Raw genomic sequence first — 15,342 nt, 5'->3', positions numbered from 1 at the left:
GACCTTTTTATAATTCATAATTAAATAGCTGTCGAAATGAAGCTACAAAATTACAACTTTATTATCAAAGATGCACCCCAACGCATAGGTTTTCCTTTCTGAGCAAAATATTTACTATCTGATCCAAACAAAAATGTATTGTAATCACGATCGAGAATATTTTTACCCCAGAATTCTAATGAGAATATATTTTTTTCTAAAGTGAGGTTAGCATTGAGTGTTCCGTAAAATCCTTGCGACATCACATTATCTTCAGCCCAATAAGTTTTTCCGATTCCTGCAAAATTGGTATCGAAGGTTATTCTATCCAGCAATGTATTCTGTTTGAAATCATACGAAACACTGCCGCCGATGCTGAATGTAGAACCGGGAGCAAAAGGAATATGATTGCCTGTATAGTCTTTTACAACTTCTCCCGCACTATTCCTTACTTTATTATCCTTGAATGTAGCATCAGCCAAGCCATAATTCGCATAAAGATAAAAACCTTTACAAGGGCGGGCCTTCAAGCCTATTTCAAAACCTTTACTTTCTGCTTTACCGGCGTTGCTTACCATACGTCCACCCCGGTTGTTTACAAACTGGGTAATCTGTACATCACGTATATCCATATAATATACGGCAAAGTTTGCCTGCAATGAATTTTCTATAATATCAACTTGTCCGCCAAGTTCATAACTCCAGCTATATTCAGGATTATAAGAGATACGGTTGTTAACTGGTGTACCGGCAGATGCAGAATGACCGCCACCCATACTCGGTGGTAGCATACCCATCATTTTAGCTTCGAGGGCTTCTTGCAGAAGATCGGCAAATATCTGAATATTATGTCCTCCTGCTTTGTAGCCGCGCGACGCTGAACCATATACAAATGAGTTTTCATTTATCTGATATTTTAATACGGCTTTAGGCAGAAACTCCAAAAAATCTTTAGAATTAGTACCTACAATGGCAGTATCCGCTGCAAAAGACATTGGAGGCATCGGTGAGTTGGGTATCTTCACATCAAAGTTAGCTACAGTTTCAGCATTGTAGTCCAGCTTTGTTTTTTCATAATCGATACGCAAACCTAAAGTAAGGGATAGCCCCTTTGCTTTGAACAAATTATTGAATGTTGACTGATGAAAAGCAGCTAAGCCATAAGTCGGACGTTTATATTGTCCATTCAGGTCTATCTGATCATCCGTAAAAGTAATGGGAGCCCCAACAGCCGTTAATGGAGCCTGCAAATACTTCTGAATTCCATCCGACATCATATATACAGGAGGAGTGGTATGCAAGTAGTCATAAAATCCATATCCGCCAAACGACCATTGATAATCAGAAGGCTTAGTAGATTTTATTGTGACTTCCTGGCTTAGTGAATTTTGTCTTTGTTTCTGATTAATTTGAAACATAGATAATCTTGTATAATCCTGATCCATGTTCATATCATCGTTCAGGTATTGATAGCCCGTTGTAGAGTTAATCTCATAGCCCTGACCCGTATAGCGAAGCGCTAACCCGTTTGTCAATAGTTTTCTTTTGTAATAGCTATCAGAATTATAATCAACCTCTTCTGTCTCTATATTGGCATACGGAAATGCCCCCTGATCTACATAGTCGAAACTTACAGAATAGGTAGCAGACAAACGTGGATTAATATCCCAAACTAACTTGGCACGTCCTCCCGCATTTTTCATATCATCAACCTTTTTGCCGGTAAATAGATTCTTAAAATAGCCATCATCTTGTTTGTAGTAACCTCCTACAGAAAATCCCATCTTACTATTTATCCGCTGATAGTGTGAAGCGTTTCCCGAGAGCTGACCGTGATTACCAGCCCCTATTTTTATTGTCGTACCCTCGTAAGTCAGAGGAGAATAGGTATAAACATTGATAATTCCGCCCATCGCATTCCGCCCATACAATGTACCTTGTGTTCCCCTCAGCACTTCTACACGCTGAATATCAAACAATTCAGAGTCAAACGAAGTTGTATTGAAATAAGGAATATTATCCACATACATACTTACTGTTTGCTCACCCGAACGTGCGCCGACACCTCTTATATAAAGCGGGGCAGTCATTTTAGAACCATAGTCAGCAGCAAAATAATTCGGTACTATCGCACTGAGGTCTTTGATAGAATGCACTTGCAAGCCGTCGAGATTCTTAGGCGAGAAAACCGAGACTGCTGCCGGAAGCGATTTCAAACTATTTGTCTCTTTTGTAGATGAGAGAACAACAATATCATACTTCAATTCTGTATAGAGCGTATCTTTGGGCATTTCACCTTTGCCTAGCACAAATAAGAAAGAGAATAATAAAGATACAGTAAGAAATAATTTTTTAGTAGAGTTATATAATTTCATAGATTCTATTTATAAAAAAAAACAAAGAAACATATTTTTATAATATCCTTCAATCACTACTTCTAGTGATTTGGAAACAAATCCTTATCTTGCACAAAATTTCCAAACCTTCCATTTCGAGAAAGAAATTATAAAAATGAGTACAGCTAAATATTACACACGTGGAGAAGAAATCGCAAATACCGTATCTCACGGATTAGGCATACTAATGGGAATTGCAGCGGGTTTCGTACTACTCTCCGCCGCCATCAACAGTGGAAACAATTGGGCTATAGGTAGTGTCATCGGTTATTTGTTCGGGATGCTGGCATCTTATATCACATCCACTTGCTATCACGGATGCACACATGAAAAGCGAAAAAGTCTACTTCGTAAATTCGATCATAGCGCTATCTATTTACATATAGCGGGGACCTATGTTCCTTTTACGCTGATCGTGCTTCGCAATGAAAGCGCATGGGGCTGGAGTCTTTTTGCCTTCATCTGTATTGCCGCTATTACAGGACTGGTCATGAGCTTTACCAACTTAAAGAAACATAGCAACTTAGAAACAGTCTGCTTTGTACTGATGGGTGGTGCTATCCTTGTTGCATTTAAGCCTCTTTACGATGTGCTATCTCAAACAGGTCAAATCGATGCGCTATATTGGCTCATTGCAGGAGGCGTATCGTATGTGATAGGAGCGTTGTTTTATTCGTGGACAAAGAAAAAATACATGCACACTGTCTTTCATGTATTCGTTCTGATGGGAAGTTTATGTCACATCATTGCCATATACACTATTCTATAGGTCTTATCTCCCATCAAGATATTTAATGTAATTAATTACGGCTTTTATATCCAGGTATGAGCATTCTTTGGGTAACTTCTCCTTGATTTCCGACAAAGAGGATTTTACACCCATCTTTTTGATTACAGGAAGCATATATTGCACTTTGTTATCGGGAACTAACTCTAAAACATCCAACTCTCCGGTAAGGATAAAGCTCACAAGATGCCCTTCTACCGTAGTTGGTGAAAGATTTCTGTCTATGGCAATCTCTTTCACCGATTTTCCTTCGGTAAAGAGAGACAATGAGAGTCGGTGGCTATCCCCTTTTTGAGGCTTCACTTTTTCCGATGAAGCTACATTTTCGGAAGGAACTTCTACCTTCGAGAAGATTAATTCCTCAGTTAGGTTAATATTTCCATAGTTGATATGCTCTATGCGTGATAGCAGCTTGAGCAATGTATTGTATACATCGTTGGCTTTATTTAAGTATGCCTTTACTTTCGACTTCGTTTTGAATCTCTCCAAATGCAGCATCAATGGGGAAATAATACATTCAGAAACATCTTTATGGAAATATACAGCTGCTTTCTGCACTCTATCTTTCAATCTTGTCAGATCAGGATTGGGAGCAGATAATATATAATTCAGCTCTTTTATAAAGCTCTGTGCTATCTCTTGCTGCTCAATCGCTTTACTACACATTTGAGCAATCATAGACTGTACCTCTTCTTTTTCGGGAATCTTCTTTTCAGCGGCCAGCTCATTCAAAGAATGAAGGCTTCGAATAAAAGGCGTCCAATCAAAATATCTGACTAATTGCTTCGCACAGTAACGAGGTTTCTCTTTTTGCAGTATTCCATCCAAATAGACTATATCCTGTTCTTTTTTTGCAAACTCTATAGCATATGGATCAGTACTTATGCTCTGCTGGGTTATAGGAGAATATAGTACAATACCATCCAACGACGTACAACGGCTAAGTGCCACATACACCTGTCCGGCTGCAAAAGCCTGTCCGGCATCAATTATTACCCTATCGAAAGTCAAACCCTGGCTTTTATGAATGGTTATCGCCCAAGCCAAACGTATAGGATATTGTGTAAATGAACCTAATTCCTCCTCCTCTATTTCGCCCGACTCCTCATTCAACGAATAACGAACATTCACCCACGAGTCAGGCTCCAGTTCCATTTCATCTCCATTTTCAAATCTGACAAGGATATAATCTTCTTTCAGCTGCGTCACTGTAGCCAACTTACCATTATAATATCGACGATTTTCGCCAACATCGTTTTTCACAAACATAACCTGAGCTCCTTCTTTCAGAAGAAGTTCACATTCGGTAGGTAAAGAATTTTCAGAAAAATCTCCTTTTATCTCTCCTTTAAAGACATACCCTTTGCCCGGTAGCTGCGCCAGTTCTTCATTGTTAATGCGGTCAGTTTTATAGTTATGAGTACATAGCGTAACGTAGCTATCACCTTTAACAGGTCTGAAAGCAGGATTATATTTTTGGTTTAATATCTGTAGATCTTGCGAAGTGGTACAATTATTCCTCACACGATTGAGGATATCTATAAATCGCTGGTCTTGCTGCCTGTATATTTTCTTTAACTCAATATAAAGCAGTGGGTAATTATCCAGTACCTGCGCATGAAAGAAGAAAGGTGATGGATAGTAATGCTTTAATTGTTCCCATTCTGCGGTTTGTACCACAGGAGGAAGCTGAAACATATCTCCGATAAAAAGTATCTGAACTCCTCCGAATGGCTGCTGATTGTTACGGTACCTGCGAAGCATGTAGTCGATAGCATCAAGCATATCGGCACGAAGCATACTTACTTCGTCGATAATCAACAAATCGAGTTCTCGCAGCATCTCTATTTTCGATTTGCGAAGCTTGAAGTGATAATCCAGCTTCTTTTTTCCTTCGAAGTTCGGAATAAATGGCTCGAACGGGAGTTGTAGCAATGAATGCAAAGTCACACCACCCGCATTGATGGCTGCAACACCTGTTGGGGCTGCAACGATCACATTCTTATCTATTGTTTTACGTATATGATGCAAAAAGGTGGTCTTTCCCGTTCCGGCCTTTCCTGTGAGGAAAACGGACTGAGATGTATGTTTGACAATATCACTTGCCAATTCAAAGACCTTGTTGACAGACACATCCATTATTTGGTAATATTTTCAATCGTATTTACAAATATAACTCTTATTTTTGTATCACTAGTTCATAACTTAGACCGCTATGACAAAATATATATTCATCTTTTTTTGTATTATTCTTATTCCCTCTTGCACGGTGACGAACCTTGTTTCAATCGAAGTACGTGAACCTGCACTAATTTCTTTCGAAAACCCTCAACAAAAAAACATTGTGATAGTCAACAATAGTGCTTCACAATCGAGCGAGGGAGTAGAGGCAAACGGAGAGGCTCTTAAAGATTCTTCTGTAATGCCCACAGATACAGCAAAAGCCATATTCACAAACTCTTTGCGGCAATATCTGAGTGAAGAAAATTATTTCTCGAAAGTAGAACTCTATCCATACCCAACCAATGGCGGTGCAGCAAATGAAGTCAGATCATTATCGGCAAGGAAGGTACAAACGATATGCAAAGAACAAAATGCAGATGTTTTACTTTCACTTGATTTATTCATTGCATCGGCATCATTAGAATCGGTGAATGTAGAATACTTTAATAATTACAGCATCTTGAGTTCACAAATCGGAGTATTGCTCAAAGCCTACAGTCTGGATGGCAGTCTACTGGCTCCTCCTATAGCATATGTAGATAGTCTTTTCAGAGAGTCTTCTGTTTCTTGGAATAACATGAAAAACAATATTCCGGAAATCAACGATCTGGTAACCGAGATAACCATGAAAGCGGCCGACGCAGTCACCTCCTCTATTGTTCCTTCGTGGAAAACAGATAACCGTTGGTATTATTCGGATAGCTCTAAAGGGATGAGAGAGGCGACCAACATGGTTTTAGCCGGAAAATGGCAAGAAGCAGCTGACATTTGGAGTGAATTGTATGACAAGGAGAAGAATACGAACAAAAAAATACGACTTGCATCGAATATAGCTCTGGCCAATGAGAACCTCGATGATATAGAAAATGCATTAGCATGGATCAATATAGCCTACGATCTCTTACCCCAAAAAAGCAATTCAGATCTTGCCTCACAAGTCTTTTTTTATAAGGAAACTCTGACAAAAAGAAATTTAGACAAAAACAAGCTGTATAAGCAATTGGGAATAGATCCTCCGATCAACGAGGATTATGAAATAGAAAAAGAGGCTACTGAATAAGTAACCTCTTTTTAGTTTTGTTTTTATCCTGTCAATTTTACATTCTGTCGGGAACTTCAATACCTAAGAGAGACATTCCACTTTTCACGACACGCCCTACGTTATCGGAAAGTATCAGCCTGAAATTCTTCAAATCTGCATTTTCTTCTTTCAGGATAGTATAGTCATGGTAAAACTGATTGTATTCTTTTACCAAATCATATATGTAATTTGCTATCAGAGCCGGATTATATTCATCTCCCGCCTGCTTTACAATTGATGCGTATTCGGCAACTTGTTGCACAAGACCTTCTTCTTTTACACTTAGCGAGATATCAGCAGAGAGTGTTGTCGGAATAGAGATTCCTTGTTCTGCAGCCTTACGCAGTATCGATTGTATACGTGCATGTGTATATTGAATAAACGGACCTGTATTACCATTAAAATCAATCGACTCCTTTGGATTGAAAGTCATATTCTTTTTAGGGTCTACTTTCAAGATAAAGTATTTCAGAGCACCCATACCTACCATACGGGCAATGTTATTAGCCTCTTCTTCACTTACCCCATCAAGCTTACCAAGCTCTTGCGATGTTTCTTTTGCTGTAGCAATCATTTCATCTACCAGATCATCGGCATCGACAACAGTACCTTCGCGCGATTTCATTTTACCTTCGGGCAATTCCACCATTCCATAAGAGAAATGCACAAGTCCTTTGCCAAACTCAAAGCCTAATTTATCTAAAAGGATAGACAGCACCTGGAAGTGATAATTTTGCTCATTACCTACAACATATACCATTGTATTGATCGGAAAATCATCAAAGCGCAACTTAGCCGTTCCTATATCCTGTGTCATATACACAGAAGTACCATCGCTACGGAGCAGTAGCTTGTGATCTAATCCATCTGCGGTAAGATCTGCCCATACAGAACCATCCTCTTTCTTATAAAAGATATTCTTTTGCAAACCTTCAAGTACGGTTTCCTTACCGTCTAGATAAGTTTGAGATTCGTAGTATATCTTATCAAAGTCTACACCCAAACGCTTATATGTTTCGTCAAATCCGGCATAAACCCAACTATTCATATTTTCCCACAACGAAACTACTTCAAGGTCTCCGGCCTCCCAAAGACGAAGCATATTGCGAGCCTCGGCCATCAATGTAGACTGAGCCTCGGCCTCTTCTTTAGACAGACCTTTAGATTGTAATTCTGCAAGTTCTGCTTTGTAATGTTTATCGAACATTACATAGTAATCACCAACGAGGTGATCACCCTTCTTGCCACTAGATTCAGGAGTTTCTCCATTTCCCCATTTCTGCCAAGCGAGCATCGATTTACAGATATGGATTCCCCTATCATTTACTATATTTGTTTTTACAACTCTGTTTCCATTTGCTTTTAACACTTCGGACAGAGCAAATCCCAACAGGTTGTTTCGTATATGCCCCAAATGTAAAGGTTTGTTTGTATTTGGAGATGAATACTCTACCATTACCAAAGGAGAATTATCATCAGCCTTTGTTATGCCATAATTTTCTGCGGTATGAACTTCATTTAACACATCAATCCAGCAAGTAGTAGCAATGGTAAGATTAAGAAATCCTTTGATCACATTAAAGCTACTTACCTCCGATGCATTCGCTTTAAGCCACTCTCCTATCTCCTGCGCTGTTTGCTCAGGTCCTTTCTTCGACATTTTCAGAAAAGGAAATACAACTAAAGTATAGTGACCTTCAAACTCTTTCTTTGTTTTTTGTAAAGAAAGCTGTCCTACTGTCACCACTTGTCCATAGAGTGAGTCTATGGCATTAATTATTACCTCCTGTAATCTTATCTCTAGCTTCATATATGATTTTGAAAATTACTTATTCAGGTTGCAAAGCTAAGAAAAAAGTACCCTATAAGGTAGTTTTAGGGCATAAAAAAAGTAGGAAAGATTATTCCCTACTTCTTTTTTCTTTTTTTTAATCAATTATAGTGCAGCTAAATCAGCACCAGCTTTAAACTTAACAGTTTTCTTAGCCGGGATATTGATAACAGCTTTAGTTCTAGGGTTAATTCCTTTTCTTGCTGCTTTTTGAGTTACAGAGAATGTACCGAAACCAACTAGGGCTACTTTGCCATCTTTTTTCACTTCTTCTGTTACTGATTCAATAAAGGCTTCAAGAGCTTTTTTAGAATCAACTTTGCTCAATCCTGATTTTTCAGCAATTGCATTGATAAGTTCTGTCTTGTTCATAATAATTGAATGTAAATGATTTAATTAAACATTATATAACCGAATTGTTTTTTGAATACATTTCTAGTTCTGGCACTCAAATATAAGTGTTTTATTTAATAATCATAAAAAAAAATAGGAAAAACTCATTAGAATTCAGAAAATATCTAAACGTAAAGTGATTTTCCTCAAGAAAAACAAAAAATATCTGTAATTTTGGGCTTTTGAAACAAAAAAACAAGATATCAAGATGAATCAAAATAGCTCGGGATTCATGAGTTCGATTCCGGTAGTTACCCGAAACCTTCTCATCATTAATATACTAGTATGGCTAGCTCAGTTTTTATTAGGTAGGGTTATAGAAATAGATAAATACCTGGCGCTACACTTTTTTGAGTCAGATCTTTTTATGCCTCATCAAATAATCACTTACATGTTTCTGCATGATCCATCTAGCCCCGCCCATTTATTTTTTAATATGTTTGCTGTTTATATGTTCGGTAGAACACTTGAAATGGTATGGGGGCCGAAGAGATTCCTTGTATACTATTTATTAACTGGAATAGGAGCAGCAGTAGCACAAGAGTTAGTATATGCAATAGAATACAGAGAAATTGTATTTAACTCAGCAATAATAAATGTAAATATAGGAGAACAAATAATTAACAAACAAGATTTCTACAACATACTGCCTCCAACATTAGGAGCTTCCGGCGCAGTATTCGGAATATTGGTTGCTTTTGGTATGTTATTCCCTAATGTTGAGCTGATGATGCTTTTCTTCCCTGTACCGATAAAAGCAAAATGGTTTGTTATAGGATACGGAGTAATTGAGCTCTTTTTAGGAATTGCAAATAGTGCAGGAGATAATGTCGCACACTTTGCGCATTTAGGGGGATTGATCACCGGATTTTTCATAATACTTTACTGGCGTAAGAAAGGAAAAGCAAATGGGCACAATTTTAGAGAATATTAAATATCGATTTAAGCAGAAAGATATACTCATACAGCTTATAATCATTAATATCGCTGTATTCTTGATTCTTTCTGTTATCGGGATTATAGGTAAGTTATTTAAGATTGAAACATTTAACTTATTACCTTACATTGCGGTAACATCAGACCTCACTCTACTGATAAAACGTCCGTGGACATTATTGACCTATATGATTGTCCACCTCGACTTCTTCCATATACTGTTCAATATGCTTATGCTCTTCTGGTTTGGGCAGATATTCCTGAGTTATTTCAATCCTAAAAATCTGGGAAGTCTATATTTGCTGGGAGGTTTGGCGGGTGCTATATTGTATATCATATCATTCAACACGATACCATATTATCTGGAAATGAATCATCCCCCAATGATAGGGGCATCGGCTTCAGTCATGGCCATTATTTTTGCTTCTGCCTTTTACAGGCCAAATGCCGAAGTAAGCCTTTTCATGGTATTCCGTGTAAAGATTATCTATATTGCACTTTTCCTTTTCGTTATTGATTTTATATCGCTAGACAGCAATACAAATCCCGGAGGACATATCGCTCATATAGGAGGAGCCCTGATGGGTTATCTATTTGCTAAACAATACCTGAAAGGGAAAGACATAACCCGATGGATAAACAAAACAATCGACTCTGTTGCTAACCTAACCAAACCAAACTATAAAAAGAAGATGAAGGTTAAATATAAAAGACCTGAAACCGACCAGCAATATAATCAACGTCGCCATAAAGAAACAGAGGAGATAGATCGTATTCTGGACAAAATAAAAGCGTCGGGTTATAGCAGCCTTAGCTCAGACGAAAAAAAACAGCTATTTGATGCGAGTAAAAAATAAATTATCCAAGATTAGAGTTGGTCGATTTATCAAATATACAGTATTCGCTACCAACCTAATCGCTATTATCATACTCATCTTGTCAACTCTTGCATGGTATGTAGTGCCATCTCGAGTTACATTTATTGCTTATCTGGGGCTCGGCTTTCCGATTATCCTATTTATCAACATCCTGTATCTGATACTTTGGGTTATTACCTTCCGATGGAAGTATGCATTGGTTCAGCTGATTGCAATATGTGCATTCTGGCAACCGATATTAACATGCTATCCAATTCACTTTAAAACAAAAGAAAAAGATATCCCTCAGAAGCATATAAAAGTACTCACTTACAATGTGCGTGCTTTCAATTGGGCGAAAGGTGAAGCTGCAAGAAACAATCCTATATTGGAATACTTGGTGAACAGCAATGCAGACATAATTTGTTTGCAGGAATTTGCTGTATCGCCTTCCAGCAGTAAGAACAAGAAAAGTATAATATCGGAGGCGGAAATAAAACAAAAGTTGAAAGATTATCCTTATAGCAGGATAATAAAGCTAGGATCATCGCGAGGAAACCTCATATATGGATTAGCCTGCTTTTCTAAATTCCCGATAGAGAAAGCCGAGTCTCTGCCATTAGAAAGTTCATACAATGGATCTGCTATGTATGAATTAAAGATCAATAAGAGAAAGGTAACACTTGTAAATAATCATTTGGAATCGAACCGAATAACATCTGAAGACAAGAAACTATACAAAGAATTCTTCAAAACGAGAGATAGAGAGATGATCGGAGAGGTAGCTATGAATGTACAAACCCGGTTAGGTGCAGCTTATAAGATAAGAGAAGCACAAGCTAAAATAATACGCTCGATCATAGACAAACAAGAAACAGATGCAACTATTGTATGCGGAGATTTTAACGACTCACCCATTTCTTACGCTTATTATACAATCAAAGGAGATAACCTTGTAGACTCTTATGCGAACACTGGTTTTGGACAAGGCATCACCTATCATGAAAACAAATTCTGGTTCCGAATAGATTTCATCATGCACTCCATGGCTTTTCAGTCTTATAACTGTACGGTTGACAAGATTAAATATTCCGATCATTATCCGGTTTGGACTTATCTGGCATTTAAAGAAAAATAATTATCGACTTATTCTATTGCAAAACAAAGCATAAAAAAGGTTGATCCGTAAGAACCAACCCCTTGTATTTTATAGAAATCATATATCTATCTTACTGTCGATACCGGATGTTTATTTCCCTTATAACTCTTTAGAATTGCTCTTGTAGAACCGATATTCAGCTTCGAGTCAAGGCGTACAGGCATACGGTTGTTATCGTTCGTAATATACACCTTCATGGCTTCTTTTTTATCGCTAAAGGCGTCATCCATGATACTTAATACAAGTTTTATACAGCTGTATTTATTTTTATCATTCGCTTCAACGGTTTCTATACCATCGTATTCTATAATCATATTTACCTTTTTCTTTCCCGAGATAAAGTCTGTTTTTGTTGTTTGTCCTTTTCTCATCGAAGAAAAATCTAAAGTTCGAGCATAAAAAACCACACTCATCATATCATATATACACGACGAAGATGTCAAGGTCTCATCAAAACGGAAAGATCCATTTTTGTGGCGCTTTGCTCTTATAATAACATTGTTTCCGGCATATGTATAGCGTACCTCCTCTTTTGTATAATCCTTCCCTTCAAATGCATCCTTGATATACGCCAAAGGTACAAGGTCTTTGGTTGTATAACAAGACAAAGTATCGTTTAATGCAAATACTTTACGGACAGTCCCCGTAGACTGAGCCATCAATGTCATTTTGTAAGCATCAGTGCCGTTATACTTTTCCGAAATGGTTTTCAGCGAGGAAGTACCGGCTTTTGTATAAATGATTCCGTATTTGAAATAAAGATCATAAGACAAATCCTCTCCTGCCTGAAAAAATGTATTATTTAATTTACATTGAGCATTTGCGTTCAAGCCGAATAAAGCTGAAAGCATAATTATGATTCCTGTAATTTTTTTCACCATAACTTTTATTTTATAGTTTGCCAAGTTTTTAATTAAAAGCTATTCGTATTGTTATAGCTATTATTAGAACTATTTCTATTCCTACCTGTCGTATTCCCCTGCTGGGTAGTAGTATTATTTTGGTTTCTAGTCCGCTGATTTTTAGCGTCTTTTTCTTCTAGTTTTTTCTTTCGCGCTTCTTTATCCTCGGGTTTCTGTTTCGTTATATCCAACGGTTTCTGACTATCCATGCTATTCGGATTAATCCTCCAAGCCGGGTTATTCTCTTCAATCTCAAAGTTAGCCTTTACTTCGATTGCTTTGCCAAGATAGTAAACCTGCTCGGGTTGAAGTTTCATATCATAATCTCCCGTATCCCAAACCCCATTATTATTTCTGTCGAGAACAATACGGGCATAATATGTTCCGGGATCAACGTCTTTAAAAACCGCAACATTATCTATGACTCTGGATTTACGAATTGGTTTATCCGACTTATCTAAAATTTCCATAAAAGAAGGAATGCTATCTACACCTTCCACCCATATGGCGAGCTGTCCGTACTGATCTTCATTCTTTACCTTAAAGTTCTGTTCCAGCTTATTATTCCACAATCCGTAGATACTATAAATAGTGGCCGAATCTATTCTCATCTGGTATTCTGAGCCATACGTCCATCTATTCTTGATAGAATATTTTCGTGGATTCACAGAATCTACAACAAGTTGAACAGGAATGTCGCTATATATACTATCTTTCTTCTGACGAAGTACGATTTTACTTATCAGAGAATCTGTCGTAATAGGCTCATTAAATTCTAACTGAATATTTTTATAGGTATCCCACGAAGAATTCAAATTATTATTAATCGTTAAGAAGGTAATTGGGGGCTCTTCTCCCTCTTTAAGCTTTTTCTTCTCTTTCTCCTTTTCTTTTTCTTCTTTCTCTTTATCTTTCTTTCGAGTACGGTCTATAAACTTCAATGTATCCGTTGTTGGGATTAACTGGTTTAAAGAGTCTGTCTTCATATAAGATACACGCAGCATAAGAGTATCATGAGCCATCAGAGCTTTATCTTTCATCCAATAGATCAGGGTATCATTCTTTGGTGTTTTTTCTAATATAGCCCAATTCTCTTTGTTAAAATTGAGAGGCTCTACTTCCGGCATTGTTGTTGGTGCACCAAAGAACAGCGAGAGCTGATTTGGTGTACGCTCATGTTTTTGCAAATATTGTCGCTGAAAACCCGATTTAAAAGATCTCAAAACGATATTATCGGGTAAGAAGCGTGTATATTCTACTGTTTTAATCGTATCAATCTCTTTCTTGGGTGTTTGTTTTTGATTCTTTGCAGTTTCAGCTTCATGATCGTGATCATGATCATGCTCTATAAATATGGTATCAGTCCTTAGAGCCCTTTCTGATGTAGGTTCGATTATAGTTTCCATAAAAGCTATCGCCTCAGCAGGATTATCATACATATAATCTCTGTTGGCATCAGCCAAAGCGTATATCTTATATTTCCCGGGCGCTACACCCTTAATAGAAAATACCCCGGCACTATTGGTACGCCCGATACGATCAAATTTCAGCTTGGTAAAAGCTGAATCTTCCAAGTTGGCATGTAATCCCACATAAATTCCTTTCACCGGCTCAAGGTTATCTGCGGTTATCACCTTGCCCGAAATTGCTAAAGAATCGACAACATCTCCTGTAGAAAAAGAATATGAAAAGTTTTCTAAAGGATTCTCCTCATTATTATCTACAATGGCATCTGTAAAATCTACTGTGTAAGTAGTATTCGGCATAAGAGTATCACGCAATTCTACTGTTACTCGCCTGTTTACGGAGTGTATAATAGGAAAAGCTTTTTGCGGAGGGGTGATAATCACATTCTCCGAAGGATTCTTTATTGTTACATTCTCATCAAAATCTATCGTTATTTTTCCTTTCGCCACACGAGTTGCATTAAAACCCGGCGAACTACGTACCACCTTCGGAGGATCGAGATCAACCGGTCCTCCTGTTGGCGTAGCCATATTTGCACAGGCAACAGCGATCAAAATAGTGACTACTAAAACAAGTAATAATGAGATATATTTCTTTATGGACTGTACCATGTTTTATTTAATTTAACGCAAAAATACGATGTTTTATAGATAAATAGGTAAATAGGGTTATAAAATACTTTAACAGAATGCTTATCTGTGGAAAGAGTTATTCAAAATCAATTGACTTTCATTTCCCATATTAAAAAGCAAATCCACAATACTCATATTTTCCACGAACCCTAGTTTTTGTTCAAAAACCTGATAATAACGAATTGACACAAAGGAAGGATCTAGCGATAAATCTTTCTTTGGGTGAATCACATCCCGCATATCGAGCTCATAGTCTTCAAATGCCGTCTTATATTCGGAAGTGTATTCTATCACAGGCAATTCTATATTGAGCAAACCCAGAATAAGACCCCGAAGTTCTTCATTAAAATCGAACAGGAAAGAATATTTCTTATGATAAAACGGATAAAAATCATCCTGATAATATTCGAAGAAAGGAGTTGAGTTGTAAGCAGAAACAATCGCATTCCAATGCATATGCTGCCAATTGCCATGATCAGCAATACGAATATCCTTCGTCAATATTTTTTCGGAAGATGAATGAACGACAGGAATAGATAAAGGAATAGGCCCATTAGCCGAAACAATCATAGAGCGATTGCGATACGACTGTTTTGTGTAATTCTCATTCTGCTCAATAAACATATGGTCTCCCTGCACAAATTTTGCATAATACTGAATAGGCGCTAAATAAGCCGATGAAAGATATATATTCATTAC

At 37.5% G+C, this 15,342-nt stretch carries 12 protein-coding genes; 5 read left to right on the top strand and 7 right to left on the bottom strand.

The features are described from left to right. Positions 1–50: 50 nt before the first annotated feature. Positions 51–2,354, bottom strand: coding sequence for a TonB-dependent receptor (locus PKC55_RS16240; RefSeq protein ID WP_291129243.1), 2,304 nt, complete (start codon positions 2,352–2,354; stop codon positions 51–53). Between the two features lie 136 nt (positions 2,355–2,490). Here PKC55_RS16240 and trhA point away from each other — a divergent pair, with 136 nt between their 5' ends. Next, positions 2,491–3,144 (top strand): PAQR family membrane homeostasis protein TrhA, encoded by a 654-nt coding sequence (gene trhA, locus PKC55_RS16235; protein WP_291129241.1) that lies wholly within the window; start codon positions 2,491–2,493, stop codon positions 3,142–3,144. A 3-nt stretch (positions 3,145–3,147) separates the two neighbouring features. Here the strand turns inward: trhA and PKC55_RS16230 are convergent, their stop codons facing one another. Next, on the bottom strand, positions 3,148–5,301 hold the full coding sequence (locus PKC55_RS16230; protein WP_291129239.1) for a helix-turn-helix domain-containing protein: 2,154 nt from the start codon (positions 5,299–5,301) through the stop codon (positions 3,148–3,150). A 76-nt stretch (positions 5,302–5,377) separates the two neighbouring features. Between PKC55_RS16230 and PKC55_RS16225 the strand changes: the two genes are divergently transcribed. Next, on the top strand, positions 5,378–6,445 hold the full coding sequence (locus tag PKC55_RS16225; protein WP_291129237.1) for a DUF6340 family protein: 1,068 nt from the start codon (positions 5,378–5,380) through the stop codon (positions 6,443–6,445). A 37-nt stretch (positions 6,446–6,482) separates the two neighbouring features. Here the strand turns inward: PKC55_RS16225 and argS are convergent, their stop codons facing one another. Both argS and PKC55_RS16215 read right to left on the bottom strand, forming a co-directional pair. Further along, on the bottom strand, positions 6,483–8,276 hold the full coding sequence (argS, locus tag PKC55_RS16220) for an arginine--tRNA ligase (protein WP_291129236.1): 1,794 nt from the start codon (positions 8,274–8,276) through the stop codon (positions 6,483–6,485). 126 nt (positions 8,277–8,402) lie between these two features. After that, the gene (locus PKC55_RS16215; protein ID WP_006841918.1) at positions 8,403–8,669 is read right to left on the bottom strand and encodes an HU family DNA-binding protein; all 267 of its coding nucleotides are present in this window, start codon (positions 8,667–8,669) and stop codon (positions 8,403–8,405) included. Between the two features lie 253 nt (positions 8,670–8,922). On the opposite strand from PKC55_RS16215, the gene PKC55_RS16210 reads away from it, so the two are divergent. Genes PKC55_RS16210 through PKC55_RS16200 form a run of 3 tightly spaced genes read left to right on the top strand, consistent with a single transcriptional unit; the run spans position 8,923 to position 11,621 of the window. Then, positions 8,923–9,624 (top strand): rhomboid family intramembrane serine protease, encoded by a 702-nt coding sequence (locus PKC55_RS16210; protein WP_252638043.1) that lies wholly within the window; start codon positions 8,923–8,925, stop codon positions 9,622–9,624. Next, complete coding sequence (locus PKC55_RS16205; protein ID WP_283685320.1) at positions 9,599–10,483, top strand: rhomboid family intramembrane serine protease; 885 nt, start codon at positions 9,599–9,601, stop codon at positions 10,481–10,483. The genes PKC55_RS16210 and PKC55_RS16205 overlap by 26 nt, the downstream gene beginning before the upstream one ends. After that, positions 10,467–11,621, top strand: coding sequence for an endonuclease/exonuclease/phosphatase family protein (locus PKC55_RS16200; protein ID WP_291129235.1), 1,155 nt, complete (start codon positions 10,467–10,469; stop codon positions 11,619–11,621). The genes PKC55_RS16205 and PKC55_RS16200 overlap by 17 nt, the downstream gene beginning before the upstream one ends. 86 nt (positions 11,622–11,707) lie before the next feature. On the opposite strand, the gene PKC55_RS16195 is transcribed toward PKC55_RS16200, so the two are convergent. The 3 genes from PKC55_RS16195 to PKC55_RS16185 all read right to left on the bottom strand — a co-directional run bounded on the left by PKC55_RS16195 (position 11,708) and on the right by PKC55_RS16185 (position 15,339). Continuing rightward, positions 11,708–12,523 carry a DUF3108 domain-containing protein gene (locus tag PKC55_RS16195; protein WP_135105724.1) on the bottom strand — a complete coding sequence of 272 codons (816 nt, stop codon included), beginning with the start codon at positions 12,521–12,523 and terminating at the stop codon, positions 11,708–11,710. A gap of 32 nt (positions 12,524–12,555) precedes the next feature. Further along, positions 12,556–14,622: an Ig-like domain-containing domain gene (locus PKC55_RS16190; RefSeq protein WP_291129233.1), complete on the bottom strand. Its 2,067-nt coding sequence runs from the start codon at positions 14,620–14,622 to the stop codon at positions 12,556–12,558. 81 nt (positions 14,623–14,703) lie between these two features. Beyond that, positions 14,704–15,339: a WbqC family protein gene (locus PKC55_RS16185; RefSeq protein ID WP_291129232.1), complete on the bottom strand. Its 636-nt coding sequence runs from the start codon at positions 15,337–15,339 to the stop codon at positions 14,704–14,706. Between the last annotated feature and the right edge of the window lie 3 nt (positions 15,340–15,342).

It is taken from the genome of Dysgonomonas sp., assembly GCF_035323175.1.
Classification (GTDB): Bacteria; Bacteroidota; Bacteroidia; order Bacteroidales; family Dysgonomonadaceae; genus Dysgonomonas.
This window is presented reverse-complemented; position numbering and strand designations above follow the sequence as displayed.

Coding starts and splice junctions, on each gene's coding strand:
- PKC55_RS16205 (WP_283685320.1), top strand. CDS start 9,599: ATGGGCACAATTTTAGAGAATATTAAATATCGATTTAAGCAGAAAGAT.
- PKC55_RS16230 (WP_291129239.1), bottom strand. CDS start 5,301: ATGGATGTGTCTGTCAACAAGGTCTTTGAATTGGCAAGTGATATTGTC.
- PKC55_RS16185 (WP_291129232.1), bottom strand. CDS start 15,339: ATGAATATATATCTTTCATCGGCTTATTTAGCGCCTATTCAGTATTAT.
- argS (WP_291129236.1), bottom strand. CDS start 8,276: ATGAAGCTAGAGATAAGATTACAGGAGGTAATAATTAATGCCATAGAC.
- PKC55_RS16210 (WP_252638043.1), top strand. CDS start 8,923: ATGAGTTCGATTCCGGTAGTTACCCGAAACCTTCTCATCATTAATATA.
- trhA (WP_291129241.1), top strand. CDS start 2,491: ATGAGTACAGCTAAATATTACACACGTGGAGAAGAAATCGCAAATACC.
- PKC55_RS16195 (WP_135105724.1), bottom strand. CDS start 12,523: ATGGTGAAAAAAATTACAGGAATCATAATTATGCTTTCAGCTTTATTC.
- PKC55_RS16240 (WP_291129243.1), bottom strand. CDS start 2,354: ATGAAATTATATAACTCTACTAAAAAATTATTTCTTACTGTATCTTTA.
- PKC55_RS16215 (WP_006841918.1), bottom strand. CDS start 8,669: ATGAACAAGACAGAACTTATCAATGCAATTGCTGAAAAATCAGGATTG.
- PKC55_RS16225 (WP_291129237.1), top strand. CDS start 5,378: ATGACAAAATATATATTCATCTTTTTTTGTATTATTCTTATTCCCTCT.
- PKC55_RS16200 (WP_291129235.1), top strand. CDS start 10,467: ATGCGAGTAAAAAATAAATTATCCAAGATTAGAGTTGGTCGATTTATC.
- PKC55_RS16190 (WP_291129233.1), bottom strand. CDS start 14,622: ATGGTACAGTCCATAAAGAAATATATCTCATTATTACTTGTTTTAGTA.